Source organism: Vibrio ezurae NBRC 102218, assembly GCF_000467185.1.
In the GTDB taxonomy this organism is placed as follows: domain Bacteria; phylum Pseudomonadota; class Gammaproteobacteria; order Enterobacterales; family Vibrionaceae; genus Vibrio; species Vibrio ezurae.
In genome coordinates this window covers 1-15268 of the sequence record NZ_BATM01000053.1, presented here as the reverse complement: position 1 = coordinate 15268, position 15268 = coordinate 1, and the positions used below count along the sequence as shown (strand labels likewise).

The following is a 15268-nucleotide window of genomic DNA, read 5'->3' as shown; positions in this document are numbered from 1 at the left end:
AAGAGCATTAATATAGCAGAATGGTCAAAGCATAATAAATGAACATATATGTAACGTATCGCGAGTTTCTGGGGAAAAGCTGTGAGTTAAATTGATGTTACGAAAGAGGGGTTTTTCTGTAGGGTTGAAGAATATAACAAATGTTAAAATCGAGTGCTAGCACTATTCGTGATAAAATTGATATAAAGACACATAAAGAACTGTCAGTTGAAGGTAACTCATTGTGGAAGAAGAAAAAAACACAAAAACGTTTGATTTAGTTTCAAGCTATGAACCCGCAGGTGATCAGCCAACAGCGATCAAGCAATTATTGGAAGGATTAGATAATGGGCTTGCTCATCAAACTTTGCTTGGTGTAACGGGCTCAGGAAAAACCTTCTCACTGGCGAATGTTATCGCTAAAGCGCAGCGTCCAGCGATCATCCTTGCACCGAATAAAACCCTAGCCGCGCAATTGTACGGTGAAATGAAGGCGTTTTTCCCAAACAACGCCGTTGAATATTTTGTGTCTTACTATGATTACTACCAGCCGGAAGCGTATGTACCGACCACCGATACCTTTATCGAAAAAGACTCTTCGGTGAATGCTCATATAGAGCAAATGCGACTGTCTGCTACCAAGGCTCTGCTTGAGAGAAAAGACGCCATTATCGTGGCGTCAGTATCGGCAATTTATGGTTTAGGTGACCCTGAATCCTATTTAAAAATGATGCTACACGTCACGCGGGGAGACGTGGTTAATCAACGAGACATATTACGCCGTTTAGCCGAGCTGCAATATTCGCGCAATGATGTTGCTTTTGAACGTGGCCAATTTCGGGTGCGTGGTGAGGTGATTGATATATACCCTGCTGAATCCGAGCATGATGCCGTGCGGATTGAAATGTTTGACGATGAGATTGACTGTATCAGTGTATTCGATCCTCTTACTGGCTCAGTGACACAGCGTGACTTGCCGCGTTACACCATTTATCCGAAAACCCACTACGTGACGCCGCGCGATCGCATGCTAGAAGCGATTGAGAAAATCAAAGCAGAGCTGGTGGATCGTAAACAGCATCTTTTAGAGAACAATAAGCTATTAGAAGAGCAGCGCATTAGCCAGCGCACTCAGTTTGATATTGAAATGATGAACGAGCTAGGCTTTTGTTCTGGGGTAGAGAACTATTCAAGACACTTGAGTGGGCGCGACGAGGGCGAGCCGCCACCGACCTTATTTGATTATCTTCCGCACGATGGCTTATTGGTGATTGATGAATCTCACGTTACCGTGCCTCAAATTGGCGCGATGTACAAAGGTGACCGCTCTCGCAAAGAGACTTTGGTCGAATTTGGTTTTCGTTTGCCTTCTGCACTGGATAACCGACCGCTTAAATTTGATGAGTTTGAGGCATTGGCGCCGCAAACTATTTTTGTGTCGGCAACGCCGGGTGACTATGAAAAGGAAACCTCTGGGGGAGATATTGCTGAGCAAGTGGTGCGCCCTACAGGCTTACTGGATCCTGAATTAGAAGTGCGCCCCGTGGCTACTCAAGTGGATGATCTGTTATCTGAAATACGCATTCGTAGCGCTAAAGATGAAAGGGTATTGGTGACCACTTTAACCAAACGTATGGCGGAAGATTTAACCGAATACTTGACCGAGCACGATGTGAAGGTGCGCTATTTACACTCTGATGTGGATACAGTAGAGCGTGTTGAGATCATTCGCGATTTACGTTTAGGCGAATTTGACGTGTTAGTGGGTATTAACTTACTTCGAGAAGGTCTGGATATGCCGGAGGTATCGTTAGTAGCTATCTTAGATGCAGATAAAGAAGGCTTTTTACGCTCAGAGCGCTCACTCATTCAGAGCATAGGTCGCGCTGCGCGAAACTTAGAAGGCAAAGCTATCCTCTATGCTGATCGCATCACCAAGTCGATGGCGAAAGCGATGGGTGAAACCGAGCGTCGCCGTCTAAAACAGCAGCAATACAATGAACAGCACGGCATAGTGCCACAAGCGCTGAAGAAAAGTATCAAAGACATTATGGAGCTTGGCAACGCCACCAAATCAAGTAGCAATAGAAAGTCTAAGGCTGTACCTTTGTCTAAAGTGGCTGAAAATGATGAACAATATAAGAGTTTAACGCCGCAAGAGCTTGAGAAACTGATCCTTAAACTGGAAAATGAAATGTATCAGCATGCACAAAATCTTGAGTTTGAAGAAGCTGCGGCTAAGCGCGATCAGATGGAAGAGTATCGTCGCCAATTTATTGCCAATAGTTAACGTTTTTTAATATTGCCGTATCAGGTTTAGGTTCAATGCCAAAAAATAAAGCAGAAAATCAACAGCTAAAGTTACTAATGGTCGAGGATACGCTTTCGGTAGCCAGCTTGTATCAAACGTATCTTGGCACACTAAATTTAGACATTAGTATTGTGTCCAGCGGGGAGGCGGCGCTCGCACACCTTGCTCAGCATCCTATTGATCTTATGCTATTGGATTTGCACCTTCCTGATATGACGGGCATGGATGTTTTAAAGAAGGTGCGTACCCAAGCACCAAAAGTACCTGTGATATTTATGACGGCGTATGGCTCTATTGAAGTGGCGGTAGAGGCAATGCGAGCTGGCGCGCATGACTTTCTGATTAAACCGTGCGAAGCCGATCAGTTGCGCATTACCGTCTCAAAAGCCATTCATCAAACGCGAAATGCTCAACATGATGTGCTGGGAGATGTCAGTCAATATCAAGGGTTTGTGGGATCAAGCCCTAGTATGCAGCAAGTGTATAAAACCATTGATTCGGCAGCATCGAGTAAAGCCAGTATTTTCATTACTGGCGAAAGTGGCACCGGCAAAGAGGTATGTGCTGAGGCGATTCATTCGGTGAGTAATCGAAGCACTCAGCCTTTTATCGCCCTAAACTGTGCGGCTATTCCTAAGGATCTGATTGAAAGTGAACTATTTGGTCACGTGAAAGGTGCATTTACGGGCGCAGCGACGGATCGTAAAGGTGCTGCGGAACTGGCTGATGGAGGGACACTGTTTTTAGATGAACTGTGCGAGATGGATTTAGAGTTGCAGACTAAGTTATTGCGATTTATTCAAACCAGCACTTATCAAAAAGTGGGCTCTTCTAAGCTTAGCCAAGTAGACGTACGCTTTGTGTGTGCAACCAACAAAGACCCGTGGGAAGAAGTACGTAAAGGGCGCTTTCGTGAAGATCTGTACTACCGTTTGTATGTCATTCCTTTGCATCTACCCCCTTTGCGTGAGCGCGGTGATGACATTATAGAAATTGCCTATTCTTTGCTTAGCTTTACATCACTTGAAGAAAACAAACGCTTTGGGAAATTTCAAGAGGAGGTATTGCGTCATTTTATCTCTTACCCTTGGCCGGGCAATGTGCGTCAGTTGCAAAATGTGATACGCAATATTGTGGTGCTCAACGAAGGTGAAGAAGTCAGCTTAGACATGCTACCGTCCCCATTGGATCGTTTTAAAGTGGCGTCGTATTCCGAAGATGCCATCGATAGTTTTTTAGACCCTGAGCACAATGATGATACACGAAAAATTATTCCCTTGGCGCAGGTAGAACGTCGCGTGATAGAAAGAGCCATTCAATTGTGTGGTGGCAGTATTCCATCAGCGGCTACGGAGTTGGATGTCAGTGCGTCCACTTTGTATCGAAAATTAGAGAAGTGGGAGAAAGGGCATGGATGAGTTTAATCTTCTGCAAAATGACAAAATTGTCAGTTTAAGCGCACAAGTCGGTGAGGAGATGATGTCCGCATTACTTGATCTGTTTAAGCAAGAGCTGCAACAGTATATCGGGCAAGTAGAGTCCATTGACATTAACTCGCAAACCCGAGAACAAATCGCGCGTACTTGCCATGCAATAAAAGGCAGTGCTCCAAGTTTTGGCGCAATATTGCTGACTGAAAAAGCCGCGGAAATGGATGGGTTTTATAAACAGCAGCGTTTTTCTGAGTTTGATCAACAATGCGCTGGTTTGCTCTCAATATTGCGACGCACCGTGTATAAATTAGAGCAGCTACAACAGCAGCTGCGTTGATGCTTGATAGAGCGTTTTGAAGGAGTGCGTTAAAGCTGCTCTACAATAGCTAAGTGCAATTTATCGCGATCGTGACGCCACTCTCTGTTTAGCGAGGCGAGATCGCGAGTCACGATATTCCAGCGCTCCTCTAATTCAGGATGGGCTTCCCCGCCTAATACCACATCGATTTCTCTACCTTGGCAAGCCCGTTCAATCCAGGCGAGTTTTTGGTGGAGATTCATTCGCCCTGCTGGGCCATATTCGGGGCTGAGATTTTCCACAACAATCAGTTTTGCTGTTTTATTGGCGTTAATTGCGCGGCCTATTTCAGGTAACAACAGTGGAGGCATTATACTGGTGAGAAAGCTGCCCGGGCCCAAGATAATGGCGTTCGCCACTTTGATCGCTTCTATGCCTTCGCGAGTTGCTGGCACTTCAGGATCAAGATCCAATCGCAATAAATCTTCATCCATTTCGTCGACGCTGGTTTCGCCTTTTACCCATTGTCCTTTGGTCGATAGTGCTCGAAGATCGGATGGGTGTTCGGTCATAGGTAAAATATTGACCTCTACTTTGAGCATCTCGCGAACCAAATTAATGGCATCTAGAGGTCGAATCGAAAGGTTGTCCATGGCCGTTAAAATAAGGTTGCCAAGGTTATGTCCGTCGAGCTCGCCTAAGCCACGAAAGCGATATTCAAATATCATTGAGCTTATCGAAGGTTCGGTGATTAACTGATTGAGACAATTGCGAGTATCGCCCCATGCTATCCCACCTTGGCAATTGCGAATGCGTCCTGTCGAGCCGCCGTTATCAGTCGTGGTCACAATCCCCGTCGCGTTCTCTCCAAAGTCTTTAAGAGCCGCTAACATACGTCCTAAACCGTGTCCGCCACCAATAGCCACGATTTTGTTTTCTGAGAATATATCCACACTGATCACTTATTCTTGTATGAGGTTTTTTAGTCAATGTATCTGAAATTGATAAATAGACCAAATAAATTAGATATGAAGTTGATTGAACGCTCTTTTTGCAACATTCAGCTTGGTAAAAGTGAGTGCATTCCTTTAGGCTTTACGCTTGCCTACGTAAAATGGTTTATACTGTAGGTGAAAAACTCCGAGTCTTCTTCACTAAGTTTGTCGTAAAACCTCACGTTTGGGGGTTTAAGAGACACAATATGTGGTTTAGGCCGTGACATAGTGTCACCAGGGCTGCACTAGAAATGGCGTTGCCTCCCGTATTTAGGAAAGGTGTTTTGTGACGCAACAATTTGAAGATAGTTTCCACCGTAAGTTTTACTACTTGCGGCTTTCAGTTACTGATGTCTGTAACTTTAAGTGTAATTATTGCTTACCTGATGGCTATCGTCCTGAAGCGAGTAAGCGCCCCCCTTTTATCACTCTACCCGAGATCCAGCGAGTAGTGCGAGCTTTCGCGCATTGCGGTACGACTAAAGTGCGTATCACCGGTGGTGAGCCAACACTGCGTCGAGATTTTACCGATATTGTCCATAGCGTCGCCCAAACCCCAGGCATTGAGAAAATAGCCACCACCACCAATGGTTACCGCATGCAAAAGCAAGTGTCTGACTGGCAGCAAGCGGGTTTAACTCATATCAATGTCAGCCTAGACAGCTTAGACCCAAAACAATTTTATCAGATCACCGGACAAAACCGTTTTCACGATGTGATGTCGGGGATCGACCGCGCTTTCGAAATAGGGTATGAGCAAGTTAAAGTCAATGTCGTGCTATTAAAAGACTTAAATAGCCAGCAACTTCCGCAGTTTCTGCACTGGATAAAAGACAGACCTATTCAGCTACGTTTCATTGAGCTAATGAAAACCGGTGAGATGGACGAATTGTTTGAGAAACGACATGTGTCTGGCGTATCGATACGTAATCACCTTATTGCCAATGGTTGGTTGTTAAAGCTAAGAGAAGCCAATGATGGGCCTGCACAAGTGTTCGTACATCCAGAGTATGAAGGTGAAATTGGGCTTATCATGCCGTATGAAAAAGGCTTCTGCTCCACTTGTAACCGTTTACGGGTTTCGGCGATGGGTAAATTGCATTTATGTCTTTTTGGTGAAGAAGGCTTAGAGCTTCGCGATCTTATGCAAGAAGACCAACAAGAAGAAGAGCTTATTGCTCGCATTTCACAAGGTTTAAAAATTAAAGATGTCAGTCATCATCTTGACCAGAACAACTCTGGGGCGACTCCGCATCTGGCATCGATTGGTGGCTAAGTCAGTTACCTCTAATTGATAAACGCCATGTCATTTAAATTATTATAAATAGAACAAAGGAATTGAGATTTATGGGACACGCTCATAACGATTTTACACCGGCTAGTATTGCGGTATTAACCGTATCTGACACGCGCACCGAAGAGACAGACACCAGTGGTGGCTATTTAGTGGATCAAGTTAAAGCTGCTGGACATAGATTGGCGGATAAGCAGATTGTTATCGATGACGTGTATAAAATTCGCGCCATTGTGTCAAAGTGGATTGCTGATGAGTCCGTGGACGCCATTTTACTTACGGGTGGCACTGGCTTTACCGCTCGCGACTTTACCCCTGAAGCACTTACTCCGTTGTTTGATAAGCAAGTGGAGGGCTTTGGTGAATTGTTCCGCGCTGTTTCTTACGAAGAAATCGGCACATCGACCATTCAATCACGCGCGTTAGGTGGATTTGCCAATCGCACGGTTATCTTAGCGATGCCAGGTTCAACTGGTGCATGTCGCACGGCGTGGACTCGCATTATTAAAGAACAACTGGATTCGCGTCATAAGCCGTGTAATTTCATGCCGCATATTGGGAAGTAATATTCTATGAGTGAATTAACCCATATCAATCAAAATGGCGAAGCGAATATGGTGGACGTATCGGCAAAAGCGGACACGGTTCGTGAAGCGCGAGCTGAAGCTATTGTGAGTATGTCTGCGAACACTCTATCTTTGATATTAAGCGGCGAGCACCATAAAGGTGATGTGTTTGCGACCGCTCGCATCGCGGGTATTCAAGCGGCTAAGAAAACGTGGGACTTAATTCCCCTTTGCCATCCACTGCTGTTGTCTAAAGTAGAAGTGCAACTCACACCACTACCAGAAAGTAACCAGGTAAGAATTGAATCTGTGTGTAAACTTGCTGGCAAAACTGGCGTCGAAATGGAAGCGTTAACTGCCGCCTCAGTGGCGGCGCTGACCATTTATGACATGTGCAAAGCGGTACAAAAAGATATTGTAATTTCACAAGTTAGGTTGCTAGAGAAGCGTGGTGGAAAATCGGGGCATTTTGAGGCGAGCTTATGATAAAAGTCGTATTTTTTGCGCAGGTGCGTGAGCTGGTGGGGCAAGACGAATTAATAATAGAGAGTCAGCACTCAACCGTTGATGAGATCCGTCAACAGTTAATCGGCCGTGGGGACAAATGGGCGTTAGCGCTTGAGTCTGGAAAATTGTTAGCGGCCGTAAATCACACCATGTCACCTCTAGAGGCAAGTGTAAAATCCGGCGATGAAGTGGCATTCTTTCCTCCAGTTACAGGGGGATAATATGGATAGAGTCGTCGTTCAAGAAGAAGATTTTGACTTATCAAAAGAATACGCTCGATTAGGTGAGTCTCCGTCTATTGGCGCAGTAGTGACATTTGTCGGAAAAGTACGTGACTTCAATTTAGGGGATAATGTGCTTGGGTTACATCTACAGCATTATCCGCAGATGACGGAAAAGGCGTTGCATGAAATCTGTACTTTAGCTCGTAGTCGCTGGCCTTTAGATAAGGTGACGGTGATCCACCGAGTGGGGGATTTAGATATTGCAGATCAAATCGTCTTAGTGGGGGTATCAAGCGCGCATAGAGAGGCGGCATTTTCTGCTTGTGAATTCATTATGGATTACTTAAAAACGAAGGCGCCGTTTTGGAAAAAAGAGCGTCTAAGCAATGCATCTCGTTGGATAGAGTCTCGTGAGTCTGATCAGGAATCCATGCAACGCTGGTAGTGGTATGGTATTACAAGTAGTGTGATTTATATCACAGTTTTTTCAAATACTAAAAAGCCCCATTATTTATGGGGCTTTTTTGATCTGCATCAAAAAAGCTAATTTATTTTTATATTTTCTTGTCAAAATTCATCTTTTTTATTTGTGATTAAGTCGAGATCTTTGTTTTTAAACTTATGATCTACTGTTAATAAGGTGTTGTTTTTGGCTTTATTTTTCGTGATGGTGATCACGCTATAGTGAATGGTGATGTAATTTTTGAGTTTGGTTTTGATTTTTGCAGTCTAGATCACTGACATTATTGTTTGGGTTGAAATTTAGTTCTAAAATGTTGACCCGTGCAGGAGTTTAAGGGCTGTGTTGTGACATTTTTATGGCAAAAACTTTCAAGGATTGGTAACTTTGTTTCCATTCTTTATGTCCTATAGCCTTTTACATAATTTTACGGATACCAAAATAGATAACAATAATGGCTATCGCTCGGCGTAAAGAACTCATGGATGCAACATTAAAAAACTGGAGTTTATTTGCATGTATAAAAACAAAATCACCCAAGCTCTTCTTCTTGGTGCTAGCCTAGCCGTGGCTGCAACTTCTTTTTCTTCAATTGCTGCACAAGTACCTGAAGGCACTAAGCTTGCTAAAGTTCAAGAATTGGTTCGAGGTAACGGAACAGAAGTTGCTTCAATTGACCCTCACAAAACAGAAGGTGTGCCTGAGTCGCACGTTATTCGTGATTTGTTAGAAGGTCTTGTAAACCAAGATGCAGATGGTAATACCGTTCCTGGTGTCGCAACAAGCTGGGAAACTACCGACAATAAAACATTTACTTTCCACCTACGTAAAGAAGCCGTTTGGTCAAATGGCGAGCCTGTAACAGCACAAGACTTTGTATATAGCTGGCAACGTGCGGTTGATCCGGCAACAGCATCACCGTACTCGTGGTATATCGAAATGACCACCATGACTAACGCTGCTGACATCGTTGCAGGGAAAAAAGACAAATCTACTTTGGGTGTTAAGGCCATTGATGACCATACACTTGAAGTACACCTAGATACGCCTGTTCCTTACTTCGTGATGATGACAGGTCATACAACGATGAAACCGGTTAACAAAGCGGTTGTAGAAAAGTATGGTGATCAATGGACTCGCCCTGCAAACTTCGTTGGTAATGGCGCATTTACAGTAAGTAACTGGGTTGTGAACGAGCGTCTAGAGCTGAAACGCAATGAGAAATACTGGGACAACGCACATACTGTTCTTAATAAGGTGACATACTTACCGATTGAGAACCAAGTATCTGAAATGAACCGTTTCTTATCTGGTGAGATTCAAATCACTAACGAATTACCAGTAGAGCACTTCCGTCGTCTACAGAAAGAGCACCCAGAAGCGGTGAACGTGAAAGGTAACTTGTGTTCTTACTACTACGGATTTAATAACGCTAAAGCACCATTTGATGATGTCCGTGTTCGTAAAGCGCTTTCTTACGCTATCGACCGTGACGTGATCGCCAATGCCATCCTTGGTCAAGGTCAAAAGCCAGCTTACTTCCTAACACCTGAAATCACAGCAGGCTTCCACCCAGATCTACCTGCTTACGGTAAGATGACTCAAAAAGAGCGTATTGCCGCAGCGAAAGAGCTACTGGCAGAAGCTGGCTTTAATAAGAGCCACCCTCTAGAGTTTACTCTGCTTTACAACACCTCTGAGAACCACAAGAAAATTGCAACCGCAATTCAATCTATGTGGAGAAAAGATCTTGGCGTGAAGATTAAGCTTGAAAACCAAGAGTGGAAAACGTACCTAGATACGCGCCGTGAAGGTAACTTCGATGTGACTCGTGCGGGTTGGTGTGGTGACTACAACGAAGCCTCTAGCTTCTTGTCACTAATGCAATCGAACAACAGCTCAAACGATCCTAAGTACCACAGCGATACTTACGATGCATTGATGGCGAAAGCGATGCTAGCGACGAGTGACGCTGAGCGTGAAGATATCTACAACAAAGCTGAGAAGCAATTGGCAACTGACATGCCAATCGCGCCAATCTATCAGTACGTTACTTCTCGTCTTGTTTCTCCTACAGTAGGCGGATACCCAGCAAATAACGCTGAAGACAAGATGTTCTCGAAAGATATGTACATTATCGCTAAGTAACTTTTTGCTTTAAAAAAAAACAATAATATGACCGGCCTGCATGTGCACGAGCGCATGCAGGACCTTTTTTACTTTTTATTTTTTGTCACAGACTGGAAGAATCATGTTTAAATTTATTGCTAAACGGATATTCGAAGCAATCCCAACATTACTGGTTCTCATTACGATATCCTTTTTCTTGATGCGCTTCGCACCAGGTAACCCTTTCTCAAGTGAACGACCATTACCCCCTGAGGTTATGGCAAATATTAATGCGAAGTACGGCCTAGACAAGCCTGTGCTTGAGCAGTACACCACTTATCTGACCAACATCTTACAGGGTGATTTTGGCCCTTCATTTAAATATAAAGATTACACAGTAAATGAGTTGGTTGCTGACGCGCTGCCTGTGTCGGCTAAGATCGGCTTTTTCGCTTTTATCTTTACTGTAATCATGGGGGTCACGGTCGGCACTATAGCTGCACTGCGGCAAAATACTTGGCTCGACTACTCGATAATGGCGACCGCCATGCTCGGGGTGGTGATGCCCTCATTTGTACTCGCACCGGTATTGATTTACCTATTCTCAATTAATTTAGGTTGGTTCCCAGCAGGTGGCTGGCACAACGGAGGTTGGGAGTACATTGTATTGCCTGTTATTGGCATGTCACTGCTATACGTTGCGACGTTTGCGCGTATTACCCGTGGCTCTATGATCGAAACTCTAAACAGTAACTTCATCCGTACCGCTCGCGCGAAAGGGCTTAGCTACCGTTATATCGTTTTCAAACATGCACTGAAACCTGCAATGCTACCGGTTGTTTCTTATATGGGGCCTGCGTTTGTTGGCATCATTACCGGTTCAGTTGTTATTGAAACTATCTTTGGTTTACCAGGCATTGGTAAGCTGTTCGTTAACGCCGCTTTTAACCGTGATTACTCATTGGTTATGGGGATCACCATCTTAATCGGGTTCTTGTTTATCCTGTTTAACGCTGTGGTGGATATTCTGCTGGCCGCTATCGATCCTAAGATTCGCTTCTAAGAAAGGAAATATGCATGTTATCTAAAAAAGAAAATCTAGAAGCGATTGAAAAGTTCTCTGAGAACCTTGAAATTGAAGGTCGCTCGTTATGGCAAGACGCCCGCATTCGTTTTATGCGCAATAAAGCGGCGATGGTGAGCTTGTTTATTCTCGCCCTAATCACCTTGGCCGTTATCTTCCTACCTATGGTGTCTCAGTACGCGTATGACGATACTGACTGGTATGCCATGCATGCTGCACCTTCTATGGAGCATTGGTTTGGTACTGATAGCCTTGGGCGCGATTTGTTTGTGCGTACCTTAGTCGGCGGTCGAATCTCATTGATGGTGGGCGTATTGGGCGCACTGGTTGCGGTATTGATTGGTACTTTGTACGGCGCGGCGTCAGGCTTCATTGGCGGACGTACTGACCGTATTATGATGCGTATCCTAGAAATCCTATACGCGGTTCCTTTCATGTTCTTGGTGATCGTATTGGTGACCTTCTTTGGCCGAAATATCGTGTTGATATTCGTGGCTATCGGCGCGATTGCATGGCTTGATATGGCACGTATTGTGCGTGGTCAAACCTTGAGCTTGCGCAGTAAAGAGTTCATCGAAGCGGCGCACGTTTGTGGCGTAAGTAAGTGGCGCATTATTACTCGCCACATTGTGCCAAACGTACTGGGTATTGTAGCGGTTTACTCGACCCTGCTTGTACCAAGTATGATTTTGACTGAATCATTCCTATCTTTCCTTGGTCTAGGCGTTCAAGAGCCAATGACAAGTTGGGGGGCATTGCTACAAGAAGGTGCTCAAACAATGGAAGTGGCTATTTGGCAGCTGACATTCCCAGCTTTGTTTATGGTCGTAACCCTATTTTGTTTCAACTACGTGGGCGATGGCTTACGTGATGCACTTGATCCAAAAGACAGATAAGAACAATAAGGAATTCAGTGATGAGCAATTTATTAGATGTAAAAGACCTGAGAGTAGAGTTTTCTACTCAAGACGGCACAGTAACCGCGGTAAACGATTTAAACTTCTCGCTTAAAGCGGGCGAGACTTTAGGTATCGTGGGTGAGTCAGGCTCTGGTAAATCACAAACCGTGTTTGCGATTATGGGTCTGCTGGCAAAAAACGGCATTATCAAAGGCAGTGCGAAGTTTGAAGGTAAGGAAATCCTAAACCTTCCAGAAAAAGAGCTAAATAAGGTTCGCGCAGAACAAATCGCCATGATCTTCCAAGATCCAATGACCTCACTTAACCCTTACATGAAGGTGAGTGACCAGTTGATGGAAGTGTTGATGTTGCATAAAAACATGGGTAAGTCAGAAGCGTTTGAAGAATCTGTACGCATGTTAGAAGCGGTAAAAATCCCTGAGGCGCGTAAGCGTATTACCATGTATCCGCATGAGTTCTCAGGCGGTATGCGTCAGCGTGTGATGATTGCGATGGCGTTGCTATGTCGTCCAAAACTTTTGATTGCCGATGAGCCAACCACCGCACTGGATGTTACCGTTCAGGCGCAGATCATGGATTTGCTGAACGAGCTAAAATCGGAGTTCAATACCTCAATTATCATGATCACACACGATCTGGGTGTTGTGGCAGGTTCTTGTGACAAAGTATTGGTGATGTACGCTGGCCGAACTATGGAATATGGCACAGTAGACGAAATCTTCTACTCACCAAGTCATCCATACGCGGAAGGTCTGTTAAGAGCGATTCCTCGCTTAGATACCGAAGGTGAGATACTGCCAACGATCCCGGGTAACCCGCCAAACTTATTGCGTTTGCCACCAGGTTGTCCGTATCAAGAGCGCTGTCACCGCGTAACTGATCGCTGTAAGAGCGAGTCACCGATCCTCACTCCATTTGGAGAGGGGCGTCAACGCGCATGTTTTTCTGATCACGAGGCTTGGACACGATGAGCACATCACCAATGAATGATAAAAATTTACTACTGGATGTGAAATCATTAAAGGTTCATTTTCAGATTGCGTCTAAATCGGCTTGGCCTTGGAGCAAACCGACACCACTTAAAGCGGTAGATGGCGTTAATGTTCGCCTTTACGAAGGGGAAACTCTGGGTGTGGTTGGTGAGTCTGGTTGTGGTAAGTCTACGTTTGCTCGCGCGATTGTAGGCTTAGTTGAAGCAACCGATGGTGAGATTGTTTGGCTTGGTCAAGATCTGACTAAAATGCAAGACGTACAGCGCCGCGAAACGCGTAAAGACATTCAAATGATCTTCCAAGATCCGTTGGCATCTCTTAACCCACGTATGACGGTAGGCGACATTATTGCTGAGCCTCTGAAAACATTTTATCCAAATCTAAGCAAGGATGAAGTGAAGCAAGAAGTGAAAAAGATGATGGACAGAGTAGGCTTGTTGCCTAACGTGATCAACCGTTATCCGCATGAGTTCTCTGGTGGTCAGTGTCAACGTATTGGTATTGCCCGTGCCTTGATTCTAAAGCCTAAGATGATCATCTGTGATGAACCTGTATCGGCGCTAGACGTATCGATTCAGGCACAGGTAGTGAACCTTCTTAAAGAGCTGCAAAAAGAATTTGGTTTAAGCCTAGTGTTTATTGCGCACGATTTGTCGGTGGTTAAACACATTTCAGACCGCGTATTGGTGATGTATTTGGGTAATGCGGTTGAGCTTGGTGAATCAAAAGAGTTGTTTGCTCAACCTAAGCATCCGTACACTCGCGCTTTGATGTCTGCGGTACCTATTCCTGATCCTAAGCTTGAGCGCGCGAAGAAGATTGAGATGCTAGAAGGTGATTTACCGTCACCAATGAATCCGCCTTCTGGTTGTGTATTTAGAACGCGCTGTCCGGTTGCAACCGAAGCATGTGCGAAAACTAAGCCTACCTTAGAAGGTGATGATATTCACGCAGTGTCTTGTTTTCACTCCTATTAATCTTTTTTAGCTGTGACAAGCTAGAGCGTGTTGCGTAAGCAGCACGCTCTTTTTTATGTTTACTGCTTATACTGTATAAATACCAGTTAAGGGAGTAAATAATGGGTAAATTAGTGGAAGGAAAATGGCACGATACTTGGTATGACACCAAAGCCAGTAGTGGAAAGTTTGTGCGTGAAGATGCTGGCTTTCGCCAGTGGATACAAAATGCTGAGGATGCCCCTTTTAAGCCCGAATCAGGTCGTTACCATTTATACGTCTCTCTAGCCTGTCCTTGGGCACATAGAACCTTAATTTTTAGAGCCCTTAAAGGGCTAGAAGAACACATTTCTGCCAGTATCGTCAGTCCTGATATGCTCAATGAAGGGTGGGAGTTTGATGTGCCTGATCCCTTATATGGTTTTGATAAACTTCATCAAATTTACACTAAAGCGAAACCTGATTATACGGGGCGTGTAACGGTACCTGTTTTGTGGGACAAGCAGCGACACACCATTGTCAGCAATGAATCCTCTGAAATCATCCGCATGTTTAACAGCGAATTTAATGCGCTGACAGGCAATACAGTGGATTTTTATCCGCAAGCATTACGCCAGCAAATAGAGGAGTGGAATGACTACATCTATCCCAATATCAACAATGGGGTCTATCGCTGCGGCTTTGCTACTACGCAGCAAGCGTATGCCGAAGCTTATGACGCATTGTTTGCCGCATTAGATAGAATTGACGAGCATCTCGCTACGCACCGTTATTTAACCGGTGCTCAATTAACTGAAGCTGATTGGCGATTGTTTACTACATTGGTGCGCTTTGATGCGGTGTATGTAGGGCATTTTAAGTGCAATAAAAAACGCATTAGCGATTATCGCCGCTTGCAAGGTTATTTGAAAGAGTTGTACCAAGTGAGTGGGGTGGCAAAAACCACCAATATTGCCGAGATCAAACGTCACTATTACTTTAGCCATACTGGGATAAACCCAACTCAAGTGATACCGCAAGGGCCAGATTTAGATTTTGAATCCGAGCATAATCGAGATTTGGTTTAAATGGTTTTTGGGCTTAACTGATTTGTAGGGGCGCATACAAAAACACCCGCTCACTGAGCGGGTGTTTTCATTG

Annotated in this window: 15 protein-coding genes and 1 riboswitch; of the genes, 14 read left to right on the top strand and 1 reads right to left on the bottom strand. The window is 44.6% G+C overall.

Annotated elements, in window-relative coordinates; all coding sequences use genetic code 11:
- The first annotated feature begins 223 nt into the window (after positions 1-223).
- The 3 genes from uvrB to VEZ01S_RS15035 are packed head-to-tail and all read left to right on the top strand — an operon-like array spanning position 224 to position 4060.
- On the top strand, positions 224-2269 hold the full coding sequence (gene uvrB / locus VEZ01S_RS15045; protein WP_021714913.1) for an excinuclease ABC subunit UvrB: 2046 nt from the start codon (positions 224-226) through the stop codon (positions 2267-2269).
- Between the two features lie 35 nt (positions 2270-2304).
- Positions 2305-3708, top strand: a complete 1404-nt coding sequence (gene luxO, locus VEZ01S_RS15040) for a quorum-sensing sigma-54 dependent transcriptional regulator LuxO (RefSeq protein ID WP_021714912.1) — start codon at positions 2305-2307, stop codon at positions 3706-3708.
- Positions 3701-4060, top strand: a complete 360-nt coding sequence (locus VEZ01S_RS15035; protein ID WP_021714911.1) for an Hpt domain-containing protein — start codon at positions 3701-3703, stop codon at positions 4058-4060. The genes luxO and VEZ01S_RS15035 overlap by 8 nt, the downstream gene beginning before the upstream one ends.
- 29 nt (positions 4061-4089) lie before the next feature.
- Here VEZ01S_RS15035 and yvcK read toward each other — a convergent pair whose 3' ends face one another.
- Positions 4090-4974 (bottom strand): uridine diphosphate-N-acetylglucosamine-binding protein YvcK, encoded by an 885-nt coding sequence (gene yvcK / locus VEZ01S_RS15030; RefSeq protein WP_040891137.1) that lies wholly within the window; start codon positions 4972-4974, stop codon positions 4090-4092.
- Positions 4975-5147: 173 nt separating this feature from the next.
- A riboswitch (molybdenum cofactor riboswitch) is annotated at positions 5148-5314 on the top strand.
- On the opposite strand from yvcK, the gene moaA reads away from it, so the two are divergent.
- From moaA to VEZ01S_RS14975, 11 genes are all read left to right on the top strand, one after another.
- The gene (gene moaA, locus VEZ01S_RS15025) at positions 5303-6292 is read left to right on the top strand and encodes a GTP 3',8-cyclase MoaA (RefSeq protein ID WP_021714909.1); all 990 of its coding nucleotides are present in this window, start codon (positions 5303-5305) and stop codon (positions 6290-6292) included. Its footprint overlaps the riboswitch before it by 12 nt.
- A 71-nt stretch (positions 6293-6363) precedes the next feature.
- Positions 6364-6876 (top strand): molybdenum cofactor biosynthesis protein B, encoded by a 513-nt coding sequence (moaB, locus tag VEZ01S_RS15020; protein ID WP_021714908.1) that lies wholly within the window; start codon positions 6364-6366, stop codon positions 6874-6876.
- A 6-nt stretch (positions 6877-6882) separates the two neighbouring features.
- The gene (gene moaC / locus VEZ01S_RS15015; RefSeq protein ID WP_021714907.1) at positions 6883-7362 is read left to right on the top strand and encodes a cyclic pyranopterin monophosphate synthase MoaC; all 480 of its coding nucleotides are present in this window, start codon (positions 6883-6885) and stop codon (positions 7360-7362) included.
- Positions 7359-7604, top strand: coding sequence for a molybdopterin synthase sulfur carrier subunit (moaD, locus tag VEZ01S_RS15010; RefSeq protein WP_021714906.1), 246 nt, complete (start codon positions 7359-7361; stop codon positions 7602-7604). Before moaC ends, moaD begins: the two co-directional genes overlap by 4 nt.
- Position 7605: 1 nt before the next feature.
- Positions 7606-8052, top strand: a complete 447-nt coding sequence (moaE, locus tag VEZ01S_RS15005) for a molybdopterin synthase catalytic subunit MoaE (RefSeq protein WP_021714905.1) — start codon at positions 7606-7608, stop codon at positions 8050-8052.
- A 531-nt stretch (positions 8053-8583) separates the two neighbouring features.
- The gene (locus VEZ01S_RS15000) at positions 8584-10215 is read left to right on the top strand and encodes an ABC transporter substrate-binding protein (RefSeq protein ID WP_021714904.1); all 1632 of its coding nucleotides are present in this window, start codon (positions 8584-8586) and stop codon (positions 10213-10215) included.
- A 103-nt stretch (positions 10216-10318) separates the two neighbouring features.
- A complete protein-coding gene (gene oppB, locus VEZ01S_RS14995; RefSeq protein WP_021714903.1) occupies positions 10319-11239 on the top strand; it encodes an oligopeptide ABC transporter permease OppB in 921 nt (306 codons plus the stop codon).
- A gap of 14 nt (positions 11240-11253) precedes the next feature.
- A complete protein-coding gene (oppC, locus tag VEZ01S_RS14990; RefSeq protein ID WP_021714902.1) occupies positions 11254-12156 on the top strand; it encodes an oligopeptide ABC transporter permease OppC in 903 nt (300 codons plus the stop codon).
- Positions 12157-12176: 20 nt separating this feature from the next.
- Positions 12177-13151, top strand: coding sequence for an ABC transporter ATP-binding protein (locus VEZ01S_RS14985; protein ID WP_021714901.1), 975 nt, complete (start codon positions 12177-12179; stop codon positions 13149-13151).
- Positions 13152-13162: 11 nt separating this feature from the next.
- Positions 13163-14149: a murein tripeptide/oligopeptide ABC transporter ATP binding protein OppF gene (oppF, locus tag VEZ01S_RS14980; RefSeq protein WP_021714900.1), complete on the top strand. Its 987-nt coding sequence runs from the start codon at positions 13163-13165 to the stop codon at positions 14147-14149.
- Positions 14150-14250: 101 nt separating this feature from the next.
- Positions 14251-15195, top strand: coding sequence for a glutathione S-transferase family protein (locus tag VEZ01S_RS14975; protein ID WP_021714899.1), 945 nt, complete (start codon positions 14251-14253; stop codon positions 15193-15195).
- Positions 15196-15268 lie beyond the last annotated feature (73 nt).

What these genes read in the sequence shown, in the direction of transcription:
- oppC (WP_021714902.1), top strand. Translation starts at nt 11,254, where the DNA reads ATGTTATCTAAAAAAGAAAATCTAGAAGCGATTGAAAAGTTCTCTGAG.
- moaB (WP_021714908.1), top strand. Translation starts at nt 6,364, where the DNA reads ATGGGACACGCTCATAACGATTTTACACCGGCTAGTATTGCGGTATTA.
- VEZ01S_RS15000 (WP_021714904.1), top strand. Translation starts at nt 8,584, where the DNA reads ATGTATAAAAACAAAATCACCCAAGCTCTTCTTCTTGGTGCTAGCCTA.
- luxO (WP_021714912.1), top strand. Translation starts at nt 2,305, where the DNA reads ATGCCAAAAAATAAAGCAGAAAATCAACAGCTAAAGTTACTAATGGTC.
- oppB (WP_021714903.1), top strand. Translation starts at nt 10,319, where the DNA reads ATGTTTAAATTTATTGCTAAACGGATATTCGAAGCAATCCCAACATTA.
- oppF (WP_021714900.1), top strand. Translation starts at nt 13,163, where the DNA reads ATGAATGATAAAAATTTACTACTGGATGTGAAATCATTAAAGGTTCAT.
- VEZ01S_RS14975 (WP_021714899.1), top strand. Translation starts at nt 14,251, where the DNA reads ATGGGTAAATTAGTGGAAGGAAAATGGCACGATACTTGGTATGACACC.
- moaC (WP_021714907.1), top strand. Translation starts at nt 6,883, where the DNA reads ATGAGTGAATTAACCCATATCAATCAAAATGGCGAAGCGAATATGGTG.
- VEZ01S_RS14985 (WP_021714901.1), top strand. Translation starts at nt 12,177, where the DNA reads ATGAGCAATTTATTAGATGTAAAAGACCTGAGAGTAGAGTTTTCTACT.
- VEZ01S_RS15035 (WP_021714911.1), top strand. Translation starts at nt 3,701, where the DNA reads ATGGATGAGTTTAATCTTCTGCAAAATGACAAAATTGTCAGTTTAAGC.
- moaD (WP_021714906.1), top strand. Translation starts at nt 7,359, where the DNA reads ATGATAAAAGTCGTATTTTTTGCGCAGGTGCGTGAGCTGGTGGGGCAA.
- moaE (WP_021714905.1), top strand. Translation starts at nt 7,606, where the DNA reads ATGGATAGAGTCGTCGTTCAAGAAGAAGATTTTGACTTATCAAAAGAA.